The 17475-nt window shown below is 61.1% G+C and carries 17 protein-coding genes; 7 read left to right on the plus strand and 10 right to left on the minus strand.

What is annotated here, in order from left to right:
* A partial coding sequence (locus H6B51_RS09975) for a homoserine O-succinyltransferase (RefSeq protein WP_204883544.1) occupies nucleotides 1-724 on the plus strand: 724 nt, incomplete at its 5' end.
* Nucleotides 725-803: 79 nt separating this feature from the next.
* Here the strand turns inward: H6B51_RS09975 and H6B51_RS09980 are convergent.
* The 7 genes from H6B51_RS09980 to H6B51_RS10010 all read right to left on the minus strand — a co-directional run bounded on the left by H6B51_RS09980 (nucleotide 804) and on the right by H6B51_RS10010 (nucleotide 7270).
* Nucleotides 804-1844 carry an alcohol dehydrogenase gene (locus H6B51_RS09980; RefSeq protein ID WP_204883545.1) on the minus strand — a complete coding sequence of 347 codons (1041 nt, stop codon included), beginning with the start codon at nucleotides 1842-1844 and terminating at the stop codon, nucleotides 804-806.
* 12 nt (nucleotides 1845-1856) lie between these two features.
* The gene (locus H6B51_RS09985) at nucleotides 1857-2414 is read right to left on the minus strand and encodes a prolyl-tRNA synthetase associated domain-containing protein (RefSeq protein WP_204883546.1); all 558 of its coding nucleotides are present in this window, start codon (nucleotides 2412-2414) and stop codon (nucleotides 1857-1859) included.
* Between the two features lie 3 nt (nucleotides 2415-2417).
* A complete protein-coding gene (locus tag H6B51_RS09990) occupies nucleotides 2418-3701 on the minus strand; it encodes an O-acetylhomoserine aminocarboxypropyltransferase/cysteine synthase family protein (RefSeq protein WP_204883547.1) in 1284 nt (427 codons plus the stop codon).
* A 101-nt stretch (nucleotides 3702-3802) separates the two neighbouring features.
* Complete coding sequence (locus H6B51_RS09995) at nucleotides 3803-4705, minus strand: GerMN domain-containing protein (RefSeq protein WP_204883548.1); 903 nt, start codon at nucleotides 4703-4705, stop codon at nucleotides 3803-3805.
* Complete coding sequence (locus tag H6B51_RS10000) at nucleotides 4702-6135, minus strand: sensor histidine kinase (protein ID WP_335342141.1); 1434 nt, start codon at nucleotides 6133-6135, stop codon at nucleotides 4702-4704. Before H6B51_RS10000 ends, H6B51_RS09995 begins: the two co-directional genes overlap by 4 nt.
* A 19-nt stretch (nucleotides 6136-6154) precedes the next feature.
* On the minus strand, nucleotides 6155-6847 hold the full coding sequence (locus H6B51_RS10005; RefSeq protein ID WP_204883550.1) for a response regulator transcription factor: 693 nt from the start codon (nucleotides 6845-6847) through the stop codon (nucleotides 6155-6157).
* 9 nt (nucleotides 6848-6856) lie between these two features.
* Nucleotides 6857-7270: a ComEA family DNA-binding protein gene (locus tag H6B51_RS10010; protein WP_204883551.1), complete on the minus strand. Its 414-nt coding sequence runs from the start codon at nucleotides 7268-7270 to the stop codon at nucleotides 6857-6859.
* Between the two features lie 90 nt (nucleotides 7271-7360).
* Between H6B51_RS10010 and H6B51_RS10015 the strand changes: the two genes are divergently transcribed.
* A complete protein-coding gene (locus tag H6B51_RS10015) occupies nucleotides 7361-8749 on the plus strand; it encodes a D-alanyl-D-alanine carboxypeptidase family protein (RefSeq protein WP_204883552.1) in 1389 nt (462 codons plus the stop codon).
* Between the two features lie 122 nt (nucleotides 8750-8871).
* On the opposite strand, the gene H6B51_RS10020 is transcribed toward H6B51_RS10015, so the two are convergent.
* Nucleotides 8872-10041: a DUF4317 domain-containing protein gene (locus H6B51_RS10020; protein WP_204883553.1), complete on the minus strand. Its 1170-nt coding sequence runs from the start codon at nucleotides 10039-10041 to the stop codon at nucleotides 8872-8874.
* 588 nt (nucleotides 10042-10629) lie between these two features.
* Between H6B51_RS10020 and H6B51_RS10025 the strand changes: the two genes are divergently transcribed.
* Genes H6B51_RS10025 through H6B51_RS10045 form a run of 5 tightly spaced genes read left to right on the plus strand, consistent with a single transcriptional unit; the run spans nucleotide 10630 to nucleotide 16310 of the window.
* The gene (locus tag H6B51_RS10025) at nucleotides 10630-12099 is read left to right on the plus strand and encodes an aminotransferase class I/II-fold pyridoxal phosphate-dependent enzyme (protein ID WP_204883554.1); all 1470 of its coding nucleotides are present in this window, start codon (nucleotides 10630-10632) and stop codon (nucleotides 12097-12099) included.
* Nucleotides 12099-12953 carry a polyamine aminopropyltransferase gene (speE, locus tag H6B51_RS10030; protein ID WP_204883555.1) on the plus strand — a complete coding sequence of 285 codons (855 nt, stop codon included), beginning with the start codon at nucleotides 12099-12101 and terminating at the stop codon, nucleotides 12951-12953. The genes H6B51_RS10025 and speE overlap by 1 nt, the downstream gene beginning before the upstream one ends.
* Nucleotides 12950-13804, plus strand: coding sequence for an agmatinase (gene speB / locus H6B51_RS10035; RefSeq protein ID WP_204883556.1), 855 nt, complete (start codon nucleotides 12950-12952; stop codon nucleotides 13802-13804). The genes speE and speB overlap by 4 nt, the downstream gene beginning before the upstream one ends.
* A 32-nt stretch (nucleotides 13805-13836) precedes the next feature.
* The gene (locus H6B51_RS10040; protein ID WP_204883557.1) at nucleotides 13837-15096 is read left to right on the plus strand and encodes a saccharopine dehydrogenase family protein; all 1260 of its coding nucleotides are present in this window, start codon (nucleotides 13837-13839) and stop codon (nucleotides 15094-15096) included.
* Entirely contained in the window at nucleotides 15096-16310 is a 1215-nt protein-coding gene (locus H6B51_RS10045; protein ID WP_204883558.1) for a carboxynorspermidine decarboxylase, read from the plus strand. Before H6B51_RS10040 ends, H6B51_RS10045 begins: the two co-directional genes overlap by 1 nt.
* 82 nt (nucleotides 16311-16392) lie before the next feature.
* On the opposite strand, the gene H6B51_RS10050 is transcribed toward H6B51_RS10045, so the two are convergent.
* Complete coding sequence (locus tag H6B51_RS10050) at nucleotides 16393-17052, minus strand: YoaK family protein (RefSeq protein ID WP_243421235.1); 660 nt, start codon at nucleotides 17050-17052, stop codon at nucleotides 16393-16395.
* Between the two features lie 71 nt (nucleotides 17053-17123).
* The gene (locus H6B51_RS10055; protein ID WP_204883559.1) at nucleotides 17124-17471 is read right to left on the minus strand and encodes a YbaB/EbfC family nucleoid-associated protein; all 348 of its coding nucleotides are present in this window, start codon (nucleotides 17469-17471) and stop codon (nucleotides 17124-17126) included.
* Nucleotides 17472-17475: the final 4 nt, after the last annotated feature.

A 17475-nucleotide genomic window follows, 5' to 3' on the forward strand; every position in this document is an offset into this window, starting at 1 on the left:
GATCGAGGTGGAGCTGCTGCGCACTGCCAGCTATCGCTCCCAGCATATAGATGAAGATCACCTCGCGTCCTTCTATACCACCTTTGACCAGATCAAGGACCGGAAGTTTGACGGCATGATCATTACCGGCGCTCCGGTGGAAAACATGGAATTTGACCAGGTGGACTACTGGCCGGAGCTCTGCGAGATTATGGAGTGGAGCCGTACCCATGTCCACTCTACCTTACATATTTGCTGGGGCGCTCAGGCGGGTCTATACTTCCATTATGGGATCTCCAAACGTTCCCTGCCCAAAAAGCTGTTTGGTGTCTATGAGCACCGAGTCCTAAAACCCAGCTCTCCCCTGTTTCGCGGTTTTGATGACGTATTTTACGCCCCGCACTCCCGCTATACTGAAGTGTGGGAGGAGGACATCCGCAGCACACCCGGCCTGGAGCTGATCTCCACTTCTTCGGTAGCCGGGGTATATGCCGTCAAGACGGAGAATAGCCGGCAATTCTTCGTCATGGGCCATCCGGAATATGATCCTGATACCTTGGCCAGAGAATACTGGCGAGATGTGGACAGAGGCCTAGACATCTCCGTTCCCGCCAACTACTTCCCCGACGATGACCCCACCAGAGTGCCGGTAGTCCGCTGGCGAAGTGCTGGCCAGCTGCTGTATACCAACTGGCTTAATTATTACGTATACCAGACCACGCCTTTTGATTTGCGAGAGCTTTAAACTTCCTCTGTAAAATAAATCTGAAGGGCTTGCCGGCTGAGCATTCGGACGGCAAGCCCTTTCTCCATTATCCAGGTTTTCAAGATGGTCCGGTCACTGCCACCTTGATCACTCCGTTCCGCCGGCCCTCAAAGAGGTCATACGCTTCCTCGATCCGGCTGAGAGGATAAGTGTGGGTAATGAGCGGTGTGGTATCCAGCTTGCCCTGAGCGATGAGCTCCAGGGTGCGGGCGCAGTTGCACCCGTCTACCCCGCCGGTCCGGAAGGTCAGATTTTTGCCGTACATGTCCGGCAAGGGCAGGATCTGGGGCCTGTCGTACAGGGCCACCACCGTCACTACAGCATTGGGCCGGGCGCATTTCCAGGCCAGGATAAAGGTATCCTCGCCCCCGGCCACCTCCAGCACTACGTCGGCACCACCGTGGTCGCTGTGGGCCGCCACGAAGGCTTCCGCCTCCTCCGGTCCCACCGTCAGCACTTCGGGATAATGGGCCTCCACAAAAGCCCGCCTTCCGGGTTCCTTCTCGCACAGAATGACTCGCCTTGGCCCCCGGAGCAGCACGCACTGGAGGGTGCACAGGCCGGTGGGACCACCCCCCAGAATAAGCACCGTGTCCTCTGGCCCGATCCAGGAGATGTCCGCCGCCCAGTAGCCGGTGGCCAGGATATCCCCCACGAAGAGGGCCTGCCGGTCGGACACTCCCTCTGGAATTTTGTCCAGGCCCTGGTCGGCCATAGGAACCCGGACATACTCCGCTTGGCCGCCGTCGATACGGCAGCCCAGCGCCCAACCCCCATAGGGATGGGTGCAGTTGTTCACCCAACCATGGCGACAGAAATAGCACTTGCCGCAGAAGGTCTCCACATTCACCGTCACCCGATCGCCGGGCTTCACGGTGGACACCCCGGCCCCCGCCTTCTCCACCACGCCCACCATCTCATGGCCCACGGTGATCCCAGGCACTGCCCGGGGCACCGAGCCATGCTTGATATGCAGGTCACTGGTACAGATGCTGGACAGGGTCACCCGAACGATGGCATCCCCGTCGTCCTGAAGCTCCGGCCTGGGCTTCTCCAACAGGGCGAACCTGCCCCGCTCTATATAGGTATAGGCCAGCATGGCCCTCCCCCCTTATTCAGTCTCCGGCCAGGGCAACTCAACCACCACCGGCTGGTGATGGACTGCCGGCAGGAATTTCTCCAGAAAATCAGCCAGCTTCACCCGGATCGTAGAGGTGGAATAGCAGGGGTGGCCGCTGATCCAGGTCTGACTCAGCAGCTCCTTGTCCAGCACCAGCTGTACCTTCCCCTCCCCATCGTGGATCAGTTCAAAGGCGCTGGCCGAACCGGGAGCCGCCCCCAGCAGCCGCTCCATGTGCTCCGGGGTAGCAAAGGACAGCCGTGCACATCCCAGCTGGCCAGTGACGTCCTTGGTCCTGAAGGGCTTGTCTCCCGGCATCATCAGCAAATAAAAGTCGGTCTGCTTCCGGTTGGCGAGCAACAGGTTCTTGCAGATGGGAGCCTCCAGAACCCCCTCGATGGCCTTGCAGTCCTCCATGGTGTTGGCATAGTCGTGGTCACACCGATCATAAGGGATGGCCAGTTTGTCCAGAAATGCGTACACCGCCATTTCATTGGGGCGGCGCTCCCCCACCGGAGCGCCGCTGTAACGGACAGGATCTATCCTCATGGCTCACACCTGCTCCAACGCCTTTTCCACGTCGGCCAGGATATCCCGGATATCCTCAATACCTACGCTGAGCCGCACCAGATCAGGAGAAACCCCCGCGGCGTTCAGTTCCTCGTCAGTCATCTGCCGGTGGGTGGTGGAGGCGGGATGGAGGGTACAGGTCTTAGCGTCGGCCACATGGGTGGCGATGGAGGCCAGCTCCAGGCCGGCCATGAACTTGGAGGCAGCTTCACGGCCGCCCTTTACCCCAAAAGACACCACGCCACAGGTACCGTCAGGCATATACTTTTTAGCCCGCTCATAATAGGGATCTCCCTCCAGGCCGGGGTAGCGCACCCAGGCCACCTTGGGGTGGTTTTTCAGGAATTCGGCCACCGCCAGTCCGTTTTCACAGTGCTTGGCCATCCGCAGGGGCAGGGTCTCCAAACCGATGTTCAGGTAATAGCAGTTCTGTGGAGAGGGGATGGAGCCCAGGTCCCGCATGAGCTGAGCGGTAGCCTTGGTAATATAAGCCCCCTCCAGTCCGAATTTCTCAGTGTAGGTGATACCATGGTAGCTCTCGTCAGGAGTGGTCAGTCCGGGGAATTTATCGGCGTGGGCATTCCAGTCAAATTTGCCCGAATCCACGATGGCTCCGCCCACAGCGTTGGCATGGCCGTCCATGTACTTGGTGGTGGAGTGGGTCACGATATCGGCTCCCCATTCAAAGGGGCGGCAGTTCACCGGGGTGGCAAAGGTGTTATCGATGATGAGAGGCACTCCGTGGGCGTGGGCAGCCTTGGCAAACCGCTCGATATCCAGTACGGTAAGGGCGGGATTGGCGATGGTCTCTCCGAACACCGCCCGGGTCTCCGGACGGAAGGCAGCCTCCAGCTCCTCATCCGAACAGTCCGGGTCCACAAAGGTAAAGTCGATGCCCATCCGCTTCATGGTGACGGCAAACAGATTAAAGGTACCGCCGTAGATGGAGGAGGAGCACACCACATGCTCCCCACAGGAAACGATGTTGAAAATGGCATAAAAGGAAGCCGCCTGGCCGGAAGAGGTGAGCATGGCTGCGGTCCCTCCCTCCAAAGCACAGATTTTGGCTGCCACGTGATCGTTGGTTGGATTTTGCAGACGGGTATAGAAATATCCAGCGGCCTCCAGGTCAAAGAGAGCCCCCATCAGCTCACCGGTGGCGTAGCGGAAGGTGGTGGACTGGACGATAGGGATGTTCCGGGGCTCTCCGTTACCAGGGGTATACCCGGCATGGAGACACTTGGTTGCGATATGCTGCTGACTCATGGGCTGATTCTTCCTTTCTTCGGCCGTATCTTATCACACTAATGTCATAAAGAACAGTATTTTGTTATGTTACACCCGGCTGGGACCCTTGTCAATAGGGCCTACTCCCTCAGGGTGGCATCCGGCAGCAGGGGCCGGTCCAGGGGCAGCTCCCGCAGGACGGGAGCAGGCTCGCCTTCCATGTACAGCTGTACCGATTCCACCCCTTCCAACTGGCAGAGAGTGTTCACCATGGCATATACCATCAGGGCGGCCTGCTGCCGGTCTTGAGGCAGCCCCAGCGCAAACTGGGAGGAGAGGTCCACGATGCACACTCCACCGGACAGCTCCACGGAACGGATCTGAGTGCCGGCGGGCAGGGCTGCGTCCTCCTCGGCCAGCTCGGCCCAGGCGGTAAGCAGAGCCTGAACCATGGTCTGCTCCGGCTCCTTGACGATGCACCGGCGCTCCACCGCCAGGCTGTCCGTCCCCCGGTACCAGTACCACAGATCCACCCACACCTCCACCGGCTCGTCCACTCCGCCGGTGAGCAGGATATCATTGGCGGACAGGCGCTGGATGGGACGGTAGGGCAGCTCCCGTCCCTCCACCGTCACATAGAGGCCGCTGACCTCCTCCATCTGACAGAAGGTGAGGGTGAGGCAGGCATCGGCCAGGGCCAGATCCACTCCGGACAGGCTGTAAAACTGCTCAGAGAAATCCAGGTGGAGCTGTCCCTCCTCCAGCTGCCACTCCAGCAGGCGCAGCCCCTGGGGCAGCGGGGAGGTCAGGCCGGGCGTCTCCGGCTGCTCCAGCATGAGGGAAAACAGAGCGGGGATCTTGCTGTCCTGGTCCGGCAGTGTGCGGTACTCTCCTGCCAGGGCCTGCTCTCCCTCCGGATCCGACAGGGCGGAGTAGTACACCAGCCACTCCTCTCCCGTATCCTCCGTATGGCCAGGAGCGACGCAGCCGCCGGTCAGCAGCAGAGAGGCGCACAGCAGCGCCACCATCTCTCTTCGGCTCATGGCGTTTCCTCCCCTCGCTCGGTCCAGATAGGGAACCGCACCGTAAAGCAGGTCCCCTCCGGCTCTCTGGGTTGGACAGACACGGTGCCTCCATGCTGACGCACCATGTCCCGGACGATGGACAGGCCCAAGCCGGTGCCGCCGGCCGCCCGGGAACGGGCCTTGTCCACCCGGTAAAAGCGGTCAAAGACCTTGGGCAGATCCTCCTGGGGGATGCCCACGCCGGTATCCTCCACGGTGAGCACCACCTGGTCTCCCCAGCGGGACAGGGTGACCAGCACCTTGCCCCCGGGCAGATTATATTTGACCGCATTTTCCATCAGATTGAAGGCCACCTGATACAGATCGTCCTTGGTGGCTTTCACCACGCAGCCAGGCTGGAGCCGCAGCCGCAGCTCCACCTCCGCCGCTCCGGCCAGGGGCGTGAGCATGTGTTCCACTCGCTCCACTACCTCCTTCACATCCACCGGCTCGGTCTGGGTGGGGTGGGCGGTGTCCAGCCGGGTGAGCGTGAGCAGCTTTTCCGTGATACGGGTAAGCCGCTCGGCCTCATCCCCAATATCCACTAAAAATTCCCGGGCGGTCTCGCTATCCATATGGTCGGCCTGGAGAATGGAATCGGTGAGCAGGCGGATGGAGGCCAGAGGAGTCTTGAGTTCGTGGGAGGCGTCGGACACAAACCGTCGGCGCACCTCCTCGGTGGTCTGAAGCCGTCCGGTGAGCTCGTTGAACTCATCGGCCAGCTGACTGAGCTCGTCGCCTCCCTTGACGGTGACCCGATGGCTGTACTCCCCTTCCCGGACCGTGTGAACGCCCCGGAGCAGCCGGGCAATTCTCCGGGTGAGGGCTTGGGAGAATACCAGACCCATTGCGACTGTCACCAGGCAGATGACGATGGAAATATTACGCAGGTTGGACTGGATACCCAACAGCAGGGCCCCCTGCTCCCCGTCGTACTCATAGAGATAGACCGCGCCCTGAGTCATGGAGCGGTAAGTCACCGGCACCGCTGCCCGGCTGCACAGAGCTCCGTCCACATACTCCGAGCGGAATACATCATTTCCGCGGAGGGCGGTGACGATCTCCCACAGCATGGCCACCTGACCCACGGTATCGGTACGCTGGCTCCCCTCCTGGTAATCGCACAGCACTACGCCGCTGGGATCGGTGACCACTACCCGGGTGACTCCCAGGCTGCCCAGCAGCAAACCCACCGTCCGGGTGGCCCCCTCCGCCGTCAGCGCCTCCGGGCCGGTGGCCAGGGCAGAGGCCAGTACCGAGGCCTGATTTTGCAAAGAGGTTTGCTTGGACTGGTAGGCCAGGGTCTGTGACAGCATCACCGGATAGGTGTTCAGCAGGATCACCACCGCCGCCAGGATCACCAGATAGGTCAGCGCGAACCGGGTGCGCAGGGACTGCCAGAAGGGCACGCGCCGTCGTTTGTTTTCCTTATCCATGCTTCAGATAGTAGCCCACGCCCCACTTGGTGAGGATATACTCCGGGTTTGCCGGGTCCAGCTCCAGCTTTTCCCGCAGGCGGCGGACATGGACGTCCACCGTCCGGTAATCCCCGGCGTACTCGTAGCCCCACACCACGTTGAGCAGATTCTCCCGGCTGTACACCCGCCCAGGATTGCGCATGAGCAGCTCCATCAGGTCAAATTCCTTGGCGGTGAGATCCACGCTTTGCCCGTCCTTCCAGGCCGCCCGGGCATCCGGGTCCAGGATGATGTGGCCCATGGTCAGTTTGCCGCCGCTCCCCGTCTGCTGGGCAGCCATCCCCGCCCGGCGGAGGAGGGCCCGCACCCGGGCCTTCAGCTCCAGGATATTGAAGGGCTTGGTGATATAATCGTCCGCCCCGCATTCAAATCCAATGATCTTGTCTGCGTCCTCGCTGCGGGCGGTGAGCATGATGATGGGCACGTTGGAAAACTCCCGGATGCGCATACAGGCCTGGAGCCCATCAATCTTGGGCATCATCAGATCCAGGATGATCAGGTCGAAGCTGCCGCTCCGGGCCAGCTCCACAGCCTGCTCCCCATCATAGCCCGCCTCCACCTGATAGCCCTCGCTTTCCAGGTTGAATTTGATGCCTTTGACCAGAACCTTTTCGTCGTCAACAACCAATATCTTCAAGGTCATCCTCCTTACTTAAGAGACCGTCACATACTCCAGCAGCCCTTCCAAAATCCCCTCACCAATGCCGCTGACCCGGGTCAGGTCCTCCGGCATCCGGAAAGGGCCGTTGGCCTCCCGATCGGCAATGATATCGGCGGCCCGTTTTTCCCCAATGCCCGGCAAGGTCATCAGCTCCTCCGCCGTGGCGGTGTTCAGGTCCACCAGGCCGCCGCTCTCCGTCGGAACGGTAGGACTGGACGAAGCCGCCGGACTGACGGAGGCGGCAGGCTTTGGAGTAGACGAGGCCGCGGGTAGGGCCAACACATTCCGAGTCTCCACCCGGACCGGTTGGGCGCTGCCGGTCCCCCGGAGGAACCAGCCGGCGGCAAAGGCCCCGAATGCCACGGCCAGCAGCAGGGAGATGAGCTCTAGCCTGGAAATCTTCATTTTTTGTAACCGCCTCCCCGTTGCGTCCCGGTGTTGGGTTTGCTATAATGTGTGTGAATTATATTATAACATAGAAAAAGGGAGTTTCCTATGAAAAAATCACGCCTGCTCACATGGATGCTGGCTCTGGTGCTGGTCGCCGGCCTGCTCACCCCCTTTGCCGCCGCAAGCAGCGGCAGCGCCATCCTGGATTCCATGGATGCCAACGCAAAAGCGGCTATTCTGGTGGACGCCAACACCAGCGAGATCCTCTATGAGAAAAACGCCCACGAGAAGATGTACCCCGCCTCCATCACCAAGGTGATGACCTGCCTGCTCACCCTGGAGGCGGTGGACGCGGGCAAGCTCACTCTGGAGCAGACGGTCACCGCCGGCAGCAGCATCCATACCGGCATCGGCTCGGGGGCATCCACCGCCGATATCAAGGAGGGGGAGCAGGTACGGGTCATTGATCTGCTGTATGCCGCGCTCCTTCCCTCCGCCAACGAGGCCTGCAACGTGATGGCAGCTGCGGTGAGCGGCGATGTGGAGACCTTCGTGACCCTGATGAACCAGCGGGCCGCGGAGCTGGGCATGGCGGACACCCACTTCGCCAACACCCACGGCTACCATGACGACAACCACTACACCACTGCCTATGACATTTTCCTCATGTGTCAGGAGGCTATGAAGCACGACACCTTCCGGGAGATCGTATCCACCAAAAGCTACGAGATGCCCGCCACCAACCTCCACGAGGAACCCCGCACCGTGTATAATACCAACGGTCTCATCTCCACCTGGAACGTGATCGGCTACCTGTACTCCTACGCCACCGGCATTAAAACCGGCTCCACGCCGGAAGCCGGTCTGTGTCTGGCCGCCGCCGCCACCCGGGAGGATCGTGACCTGATCTCCGTGGTCATGGGCTGTGAGCGGGAGGAGGGAGCCACCGGCAGCGCCGGTCGCACCGACTTCATTGAGACCACCCGGCTCTTTGACTGGGGCTTCCAGAATTTCTCCACCCAGACCATCCTGGACTCCACCAAGCGGGACATTCCCGAGGTAGAGGTCACCCTTGGTAAGGGTACCAACTACGTCACCCTGGAGCCCCAGGGGGAGATCACCGCCCTGCTGCCCAATGACGTGAGCCCGGAGGATTTTGAGTTCAACTGCACACTCAACGCCAAGAGCGTGGAAGCCCCGGTGGAAAAGGGCGCCGTCATGGGCACCATCACCGCCTCCTTCAACGGCAAGGAATACGGTTCCCTCCCCCTGATCGCCAGCATCGGGGTGGAGGTGGACACCCTGATGTACAACCTGGACCGCATCCAGAAGTTCTTCTCCCAGCTGTGGGTGAAGATCCTGCTGGTAGTCATTCTTGTGGTCATCCTGGTGCTGATCGTCCGCGGGGTCTTTTTCCGGGGCCGGCGGGGCGGCGGACGGCGGCGCTACTACAGCGGCGGCCGCTACACCGGCGGACGCCGCAGGCGGAGATGACCGCTCCAGGCCCCTCACCATATCCCGATACATAGAAAAGCAACCAGACATACGAAAACGGAACGCCGGGGAGAACCCCGGCGTTCCGCATAATATTGGTGCCCTACAGCACAGAGGTCCCGTCACGGCGCGACCTCTGTGCCGTTTTTTGCGCCGGGCGCCCCGGCGGCCACCGCCATCCCGTTGACCTCCACCTGCTCGTCTGCGGGGAGCAGGAGGTAGCGCCTGCCGTCAATGACCCTGGTCTCCAGCAGATAGCTGCGCTCGGGCTCCAAGGTGACGGCTGCGTCCGCCGTCCTGACCTCGAACCGCTTGCTGTCAATGATATTCTCCGGATCAAGGACGGCGCCCTCCCCAAACTGCTCGGTCCACCGGGCCTGGAAGTCGGCGATCCGCTCATCCGCCACCCCGCTGTCCCGCAGAATGTCCGCCACCTCCCGGGCAGTCACCACCAGCGGCTCCGGGTCCTTGCGCTCCTTATGCTCCGTGATTTTCTCCCGCAGCCGCTCATGGAGGATCTGGGCCACCTCCATCCGCAGTTCGTCCGCTAACCCTTCACTGATGGCAGTCCGGAACCGCTCCTTCTGCTCGGCGGCGGAAAGAGGAGGATCGGTATGGAACACAGCGTCAATAAACTCATGGTGGATCTGATCTGGCTTTCTGGTGTAGAACAGGGCATTGTAGAGATTGGCCCGCCGGTCATCAAAGGCGGGAAACAGAAACCCAAGCTCCGGCGGGGAAACGATCTGATTGGCGATGCTGCTGTGAAACTCATTGTCCCCGGAGAAAAAGCTGAGCTCCGGCTTTCCGTCTTTCACCGGGCAGACACAGCAGAGGATGTAGCGGAACACCTCATCCCCCTCCTCCGCCCGGAGCTCACCCTCCTTGTCGCGCCGGGGCACATCATACTTGTCGCAGGCCAGCAGAATCAGATAATTGCTGTCCTCCAGATCCAGAGCCTCCATGACCAGCCTGTAAAACCGTTCCCGGGCGCCGGCGTCCTTCAGCTCCGAATCCCGCAGGGCGGTCAGCAGTCGGTGCTCCTCACTGTCGGCCACCTGGGCGGTGGAAAACACGATATCGATGAGATTGCGGCCCAGCCCGCCGGACAGGCCCTTCTTCAGCAGGCTTAAATACTTTTCCGTCTCCTCTTGAGGCATGGCGCCCAGAGGTCCGTCCAGATATGAGATGACCTCACGTTTGCTGTTTACATAGCAACCATAGATGTGACTGATGGCGTTTTTGTCGGGGCGAAGGCGCCGCTTCAACTCTCCCAATTCTTTCAGTGTCATACCAGTACTCCTCTTGCTATATGGCGTTTCCGCCGCCCTTCCGGACGGCAAGATTCATTTTAGCCGATCAGGGGAAAAATTGCAATCGCTCCGGCGCCGCTCCGCTGGGGTGGCAGTTTCTCCACAATCCGTTCCGGGCCATTGACATCGGAGAGGGAGTGTGATATAGTACAAAACAATCCGCATAGAGTCATCTAGCGAAGAATACTGGGACCACTCCTCTGGGAGTCAAGGCCATACGGACAGCCGGGTCCACTGCCGATTGGCGGTTTGCCGCCTTATTGATTGAGTTAAAAGCTCAAATTTTATAAGTTGGTTACTTTATAACCGAAATGCGTTTTTGCGCAGACTTGTGAAACGGTCAATAAAGAGTAGTAAAAGTATTTTGTTGCTATATAGACTCTGTGTACCACGCGTCTCCCCCCTGTTCCGCTCCTCTCCCCGTCCCCGGCCATCCGCCGGCGTAGCCGTGGGGGCGTTTTTTGTCGGAGCTTCAGGGGGCTGTGGAATTGATCGAAACGCAAGCCGCATGACGGGCTTGCGTTTTTTGCTGCTCAAAAGCGCCTTTTGCCTGTGAGGTGCTGACCGATGAACAAAGAGAACAAACTGGACCAGAACAGAGCCCCCATCTATGAGGCCCTCCAGACCTTCCGCCAGATGCGGGTGGTCCCCTTCGACGTGCCCGGCCACAAGCGGGGCCGGGGCAACCCAGAGCTGGCCGCCTTCCTGGGGGAACAGTGCGTCACCATCGACGTCAACAGCATGAAGCCTCTGGACAACCTGTGCCACCCCATCTCGGTGATCCGGCAGGCGGAGGAGCTGGCCGCCGACGCCTTCGGCGCCGCCCAGGCTTTTCTCATGGTGGGGGGCACCACCAGCTCGGTGCAGAGCATGGTACTGTCCACCTGCAAGCGGGGGGACAAGATCATCCTGCCCCGGAATGTCCACCGCAGCGTCATCAACGCCCTGGTACTGTGCGGGGCCATCCCCGTGTATGTGAACCCGGAGGTAGACCACCGGCTGGGCATCTCCCTGGGCATGAAGCGGGAGCAGGTGGCCCGGGCCATTGCCGAGCACCCCGACGCGGTGGCGGTGCTGGTGAACAACCCCACCTACTACGGCATCTGCTCCGACCTGCGGGCCATCGTGCGTATGGCCCACGACGCCGGGATGTACTGCCTGGCCGACGAGGCCCACGGCACCCATTTCTACTTTGGGGATCACATGCCGGTGTCCGCCATGGCGGCGGGGGCAGATATGGCCGCCGTGTCCATGCACAAGAGCGGCGGCAGCCTCACCCAGTCCTCCCTGCTGCTCACCGGGCCCAACCTGCCCGAAGGCCACGTGCGCAAGATCATCAACCTGACACAGACCACCTCGGGCAGCTACCTGCTCATGTCCAGCCTGGATATCAGCCGCCGCAACCTGGCCCTCCGGGGCAGGACCGTATTCCAGCGGGTCACTGATATGGCGGAGTATGCCCGGGAGGAGATCAACGCCATCGGCGGCTACTACGCCTTTGGCCAGGAGCTTATCAATGGGGACTCCATCTACGATTTCGACCCCACCAAGCTGAGTATCCACACCCGGGATATCGGCCTGGCGGGCATCGAGGTATACGACCTGCTCCGGGACGAGTACGACATCCAGATCGAGTTCGGAGACATCGGCAACATCCTGGCCTACCTGTCCATCGGTGACCGGTACCAGGAGCTGGAGCGGCTGGTGAGCGCCCTGGCGGAGATCCGCCGCCGGTACCAGACCGACCCCTCCGGCCTAATGAACCAGGAGTACATCGACCCCGAGGTGGTCATCAGCCCCCAGGACGCCTTCTACGCTGACAAGGTCAGCGTGCCCCTGGCGGACAGCGTGGGCAAGGTGTGCAGCGAATTCGTCATGTGCTATCCCCCCGGCATCCCCATCCTGGCTCCCGGGGAGCGGATCACCGCTGAAATCCTAGAGTACATCCAGTACGCTAAGGCCAAGGGCTGCTCCATGACCGGCCCCGAGGACCCGGAGATTGAGCACCTGAACATTTTGCAGCAGGAGGGATTGTGATGGAACTTTGGTTTGACGAATTTCACACCCCCGACGTGAAGCACAGTCTCCGGGTCAACCGCCACCTCTACTCTCACAAGAGCGACTACCAGCAGATCGACATCTACGACACTCCGGAGTTTGGCAAGGTGCTCACCCTGGACGGCAACGTGATGCTCACCGAGCGGGATGGGTTCATCTACGACGAGATGATGACCCATGTGCCCATGGCGGTCCACCCCCACATCCAGGACGTGCTGGTCATTGGCGCCGGAGACGGGGGCGTGGTGCGGGAGCTGGCCCGGTACGACTCCATCCGCTCCATCGACCTGGTGGAGATGGACGCCCAGGTGGTGGAAGCCTGCCGGTGCTACCTGCCGGAAAACGCCTGCCGCCTGGACGACAAGCGGGTGCACATCTACTTTGACAACGCCCTGCGGTTCATCCGCCGCCGGAAGGCCCAGTACGACCTCATCATCGTGGACTCCAACGATCCCTTCGGCCCCTCAGAGGGCTACTTCACCCGGGAATTTTACGGCATCTGCTACAACGCCCTGAAGGACGACGGCATCATGGTCAACCAGCAGGGCAGCCCCTTCTACCGCCACGACGCCGAGGCCATGCAGCGCAGCCACAAGCGGATCGTCAGCACCTTTCCCATCAGCCGGGTATACCAGGCCCACATCCCCACCTATGCCGCCGGGTACTGGCTCTTCGGCTTTGCCAGCAAGAAATACCACCCCATCGACGATCTGGACAAGGAGAAGTGGCTCTCCCTCAACCTGAAAACCAGGTATTACACCGTCCGTCTCCACACCGGGGCCTTCTTCCTCCCCGCCTTTCTGGAGCAGATGCTGGAGGAGGTAGAACAGTGAACCCCAATATCGAGACCTTTATCGGCTGCGACAGCGGCTTTGATGAGGCCCACATCGTCCTCTTTGGCGCCCCCTTTGACTCCACCACCAGCTTCCGACCCGGCGCCCGGTTCGGCCCTGCCGCCATGCGCCACGAGAGCTTCGGCCTGGAGACCTACAGCCCCTATCAGGACAAGGACCTGACCGACTGCCATATTTTTGACAGCGGTGACCTGGAGCTGTGCTTCGGCAGCGCCGAGGCCGCCCTGGCGGACATCCAGGCCCGGGCGGAGGAGATCCTGTCCGCCGGCAAGCTGCCATTGCTGCTGGGAGGGGAGCACCTGGTGACCCTGGGCTCCGTCCGGGCGGTCTTTGCCCGCTATCCCGATCTGCACATCATCCACTTTGACGCCCATGCCGACCTGCGGGACGACTACCTGGGCGCCAGGCTGAGCCACGCCTGTGTGCTCCGCCGGTGCCACGATCTGCTGGGGGACGGGCGTATCCATCAGTTCTGCATCCGCAGCGGGGACCGGGAGGAGTTCCGGTTCGCCAAGGCCCACACCGACCTGCACCCCTTTGGGTTTGAGGGACTGGCAGAGCTGACCGAAGCCCTGGCCAGGGTCGGCGCTCCGGTCTATTTCACCATCGACCTGGACTGTCTGGACCCGGCCGTGTTCCCCGGCACCGGCACCCCCGAGGCGGGGGGCGTCACCTTCCCCCAGCTGCTGGAGGCCATGCGGCTGGTGTGCCGCGCCAACGTGGTGGGGGCCGATGTGAACGAGCTGGCCCCCATGCTGGACCACAGCGGGGTGTCCACCGCCGCCGCCTGCAAGGTGCTGCGGGAGCTGCTGCTGACCCTGTCCAAATAAACCGCTACATTTTACAATAAAGGAGAACCATTATGAGTAAAGTACTGGTCATCGGCTGCGGCGGCGTAGCCAACGTAGCCATCCGCAAGTGCTGCCAGGTCAGCGAGGTATTCAGTGAGCTGTGCATCGCCAGCCGCACCAAGTCCAAGTGCGACCAGCTGGCCGCTGAATTGGCGGGCAAGACCGCCACCAAAATCACCACCGCCCAGGTGGACGCCGACAAGGTGGAGGAGGTCATCGCCCTTATCAAGCGCTATCAGCCTGACCTGGTGATGAACATCGCCCTGCCCTACCAGGATCTGACCATCATGGACGCCTGCCTGGCCTGCGGAGTCAACTATATGGACACCGCCAACTATGAGCCCGAGGACATCGAGGAACCGGAGTGGAAGGCCGCTTACGAGAAGCGGTGCAAGGAGAAGGGCTTCTCCGCCTACTTCGACTACACCTGGCAGTGGGCCTACCGGGAGAAGTTCGAGAAGGCCGGCCTCACTGCCCTGCTGGGCTGCGGCTTTGACCCCGGCGTCACCCAGGCCTACTGCGCCTACGCCAAAAAGCATGAGTTCGACACCATCGATACCATTGACATTCTGGACTGCAACGGCGGCGACCACGGCTATCCCTTCGCCACCAACTTCAACCCGGAGGTCAACCTGCGGGAGGTGTCCGCCCCCGGCTCCTACTGGGAGGACGGTCACTGGGTGGAGATCCCCGCCATGTCCATCAAGCGGGAGTACAACTTCGACCAGGTGGGCCAGAAGGATATGTACCTGCTCCACCACGAGGAGATCGAGTCCCTGGCAGAGAACATCCCCGAGGTCAAACGCATCCGCTTCTTCATGACCTTTGGTCAGAGCTATCTGACCCACATGAAGTGTCTGGAGAACGTGGGGATGCTGTCCACTACCCCCATCGAGTTTGAGGGCCACCAGATCGTGCCCATCAAGTTCCTGAAAGCCCTGCTGCCCGACCCCGCCAGCCTGGGCCCCCGCACCCACGGCAAGACTAACATCGGCTGTATCTTCACCGGCAAGAAGGACGGCAAGGACAAGACCTACTACATCTACAATGTGTGCGACCACCAGGAATGCTACAAGGAGGTGGCCAGCCAGGCCATCAGCTACACCACCGGCGTGCCCGCTATGTGTGGCGCCCTCATGCTGCTCACCGGCAAGTGGACCCAGAAGGGGGTCCACACCGTGGAGGAGTTTGATCCCGATCCCTTCCTGGACGCTCTGGACAAATACGGCCTGCCCCGCAGTGAGAGCCACGACCCGGTACTGGTGGACTGATGGCTTTTCTGGACCTCACCACCCCTCCCTTTGGGGGGCTGCGCCCCTACGGCGGCCCGGAGCCTCTGTTGTCCACTCTGCCCACCCCTGGTTACGTCATCGACGAAAACCGACTGCGGGAAAATGGCAAGCGCCTTGCCACCTTGGCCCGGCGCACCGGCTGCAAGGTGCTCCTGGCCCAGAAGGCTTTTTCCAACTATGATTTCTATCCGCTTCTGTCTCAGTATCTGGCCGGCACCGAGGCCAGCGGCCTCTATGAGGCCCGTTTAGGATGGGAGGAGATGCCCGGCAAGGAGGTCCACGTGTTCTGCGGGGCCTACCGGGAGGACCAGTTTGAAGAACTGCTCCGGTACGCCGGGCACATCGTCTTTAACTCCATCCACCAGCTGGCCAAATTTGGCCCCGTAGCCAAGGCGGCGGGCAAACAGGTGGGCCTGCGGATCAATCCGGAGTGCTCCACCCAGGAGGGCCACGCCATCTACGATCCCTGCGCCCCCGGCAGCCGTATGGGAGTCACCCGGGCTGTATGGAACAGAGAGATGTCCCCTTCCCTGCTGGCACTGCTGGACGGTCTCCACTTCCATACCCTATGCGAGCAAAACTCCGACGACCTGCGCACCACGCTGGAGGCAGTAGCGGACAAATTCGGGGATGTGCTGCCTAAGATGCGTTGGCTCAACATGGGAGGCGGCCACCACATCACCCGCCCCGATTACGACCTGAACACCCTGGAAAGCTGTATCCGACATGCCCAGGATACCTGGGGTGTAACAGTCTATCTGGAGCCAGGAGAGGCCGTTGCTCTCAATGCAGGGTATCTGGTGAGCCGGGTGCTGGATATCGTGGAAAACGGCGGCATCCGCATCGCCATCCTCGACGCCAGCGCCGCCTGCCACATGCCCGACGTGCTGGAAATGCCCTATCAGCCCCCTATCCTGGGGGCTGTGGCCGGCGGCACGGAGGGATACCCTTACCGGCTGGCCGGCCCCACCTGCCTGGCAGGCGATGTGATCGGCGACTATGCCTTCGCCGCCCCATTGGCTGCGGGCGACCTGGTGGTCTTTGGGGACATGGCCATCTACACCACCTGCAAAAACAACACCTTCAACGGGATGCCCCTGCCGGACATCTGGACCTTGACAGGAGAGGGCGTTCTCTCCCCCCTAACTCAATTCGGGTATCAGGACTTCAAAAGCCGGCTGGGCCGGATATAACAGACAAGACCGGCGGGAAGTGGCCTCATTTCCCGCCGGTCTTTCGATTTTCAATGGCCCTCCAGCCGTCTGACACAGCTTCTCAGTTCCTCTCGCTGGCCATCAACAGCAACGTGACCAGCAGCGGGATACAGGCGGCCCCCACAGCATACGAACCCATAACACCGCTGAGCCAGGCTCCAAGAGCCGCGCCCACGATAAAACAGAGATTGATTCCCCCATAGTGGACCAATCGGCTCAAATGCTCCCGCTGTCCGCTACGCAGATATAACCAGAGCTGCTCAGTACCGCTGCGCAGATTGCCGGTACACATGGTTGTGGCAAAGGCACTGCCGTGGACCTTGCGGAAGCTCTCCACCTGCACGGCGCACACAAAGGAGACGGAGATGTTGGCCAGAGCGTCCATTGTATGAGGCAGCAGGGCCACCAGCAACAGCACCACAACCTCCATACTGACGGAGATCTGCCGCCAGTGGACGGCGGACGATTCCTTAAACCGGCTTTTGATCCACTCAGCGACCAGTACTCCCACCACAAAAGCCAGAACCGGAACCAGGTAGCGGACCGCATCCCCCCACCTTCTCTCCGCCAGACACACCCCCAACAGCACGATGTTACCCGTCTGGGCATTGGCAAACACCCTGCCCCGCGTCAGGTAGGTATAGGCGTCCAGCAGTCCCCCGGCCACCGCCAGCAGGGCCCCCACCCGGAATCGCTCGGACATTTGTATCTGTTGCTCCATCTCTAGGCCTCCCCTATGTTCCCACAAAAAGAGCTGCCATGGGTATGGCAGCTCTTTTTGATATCAGTTTCTCAGAAGGGCAGGTTGAGGCCGCCGGTGAGCTGCTGCATGGTAGAAGCGGAGTCGTTCTCCGCCGCGCGCAGGGCCTCGTTCACCGCCGCCACGATCATGTCCTGAAGCATCTCCACATCCTCCGGGTCCACGGCGTCGGGATCGATAGTGACACTTTCCACCACCCGCTTGCCGGTAACGGTGGCACTCACGGCCCCGCCACCCGCCGCGGCGGTGTAGGTCTTGCTCTCCAGCTCCTGCTGCATCTTCATCATGTCCTGCTGCATCTTCTGGACCTGCTTCATCATATTCATATTCATGCCGCCGCCCATGCCGCCAAATCCGCGGCTGTTGAATCCCTTGGCCATATAG

The sequence above is a fragment of the Pseudoflavonifractor phocaeensis genome, from assembly GCF_016901955.1.
Taxonomy (GTDB): Bacteria; Bacillota; Clostridia; order Oscillospirales; family Oscillospiraceae; genus Flavonifractor; species Flavonifractor phocaeensis_A.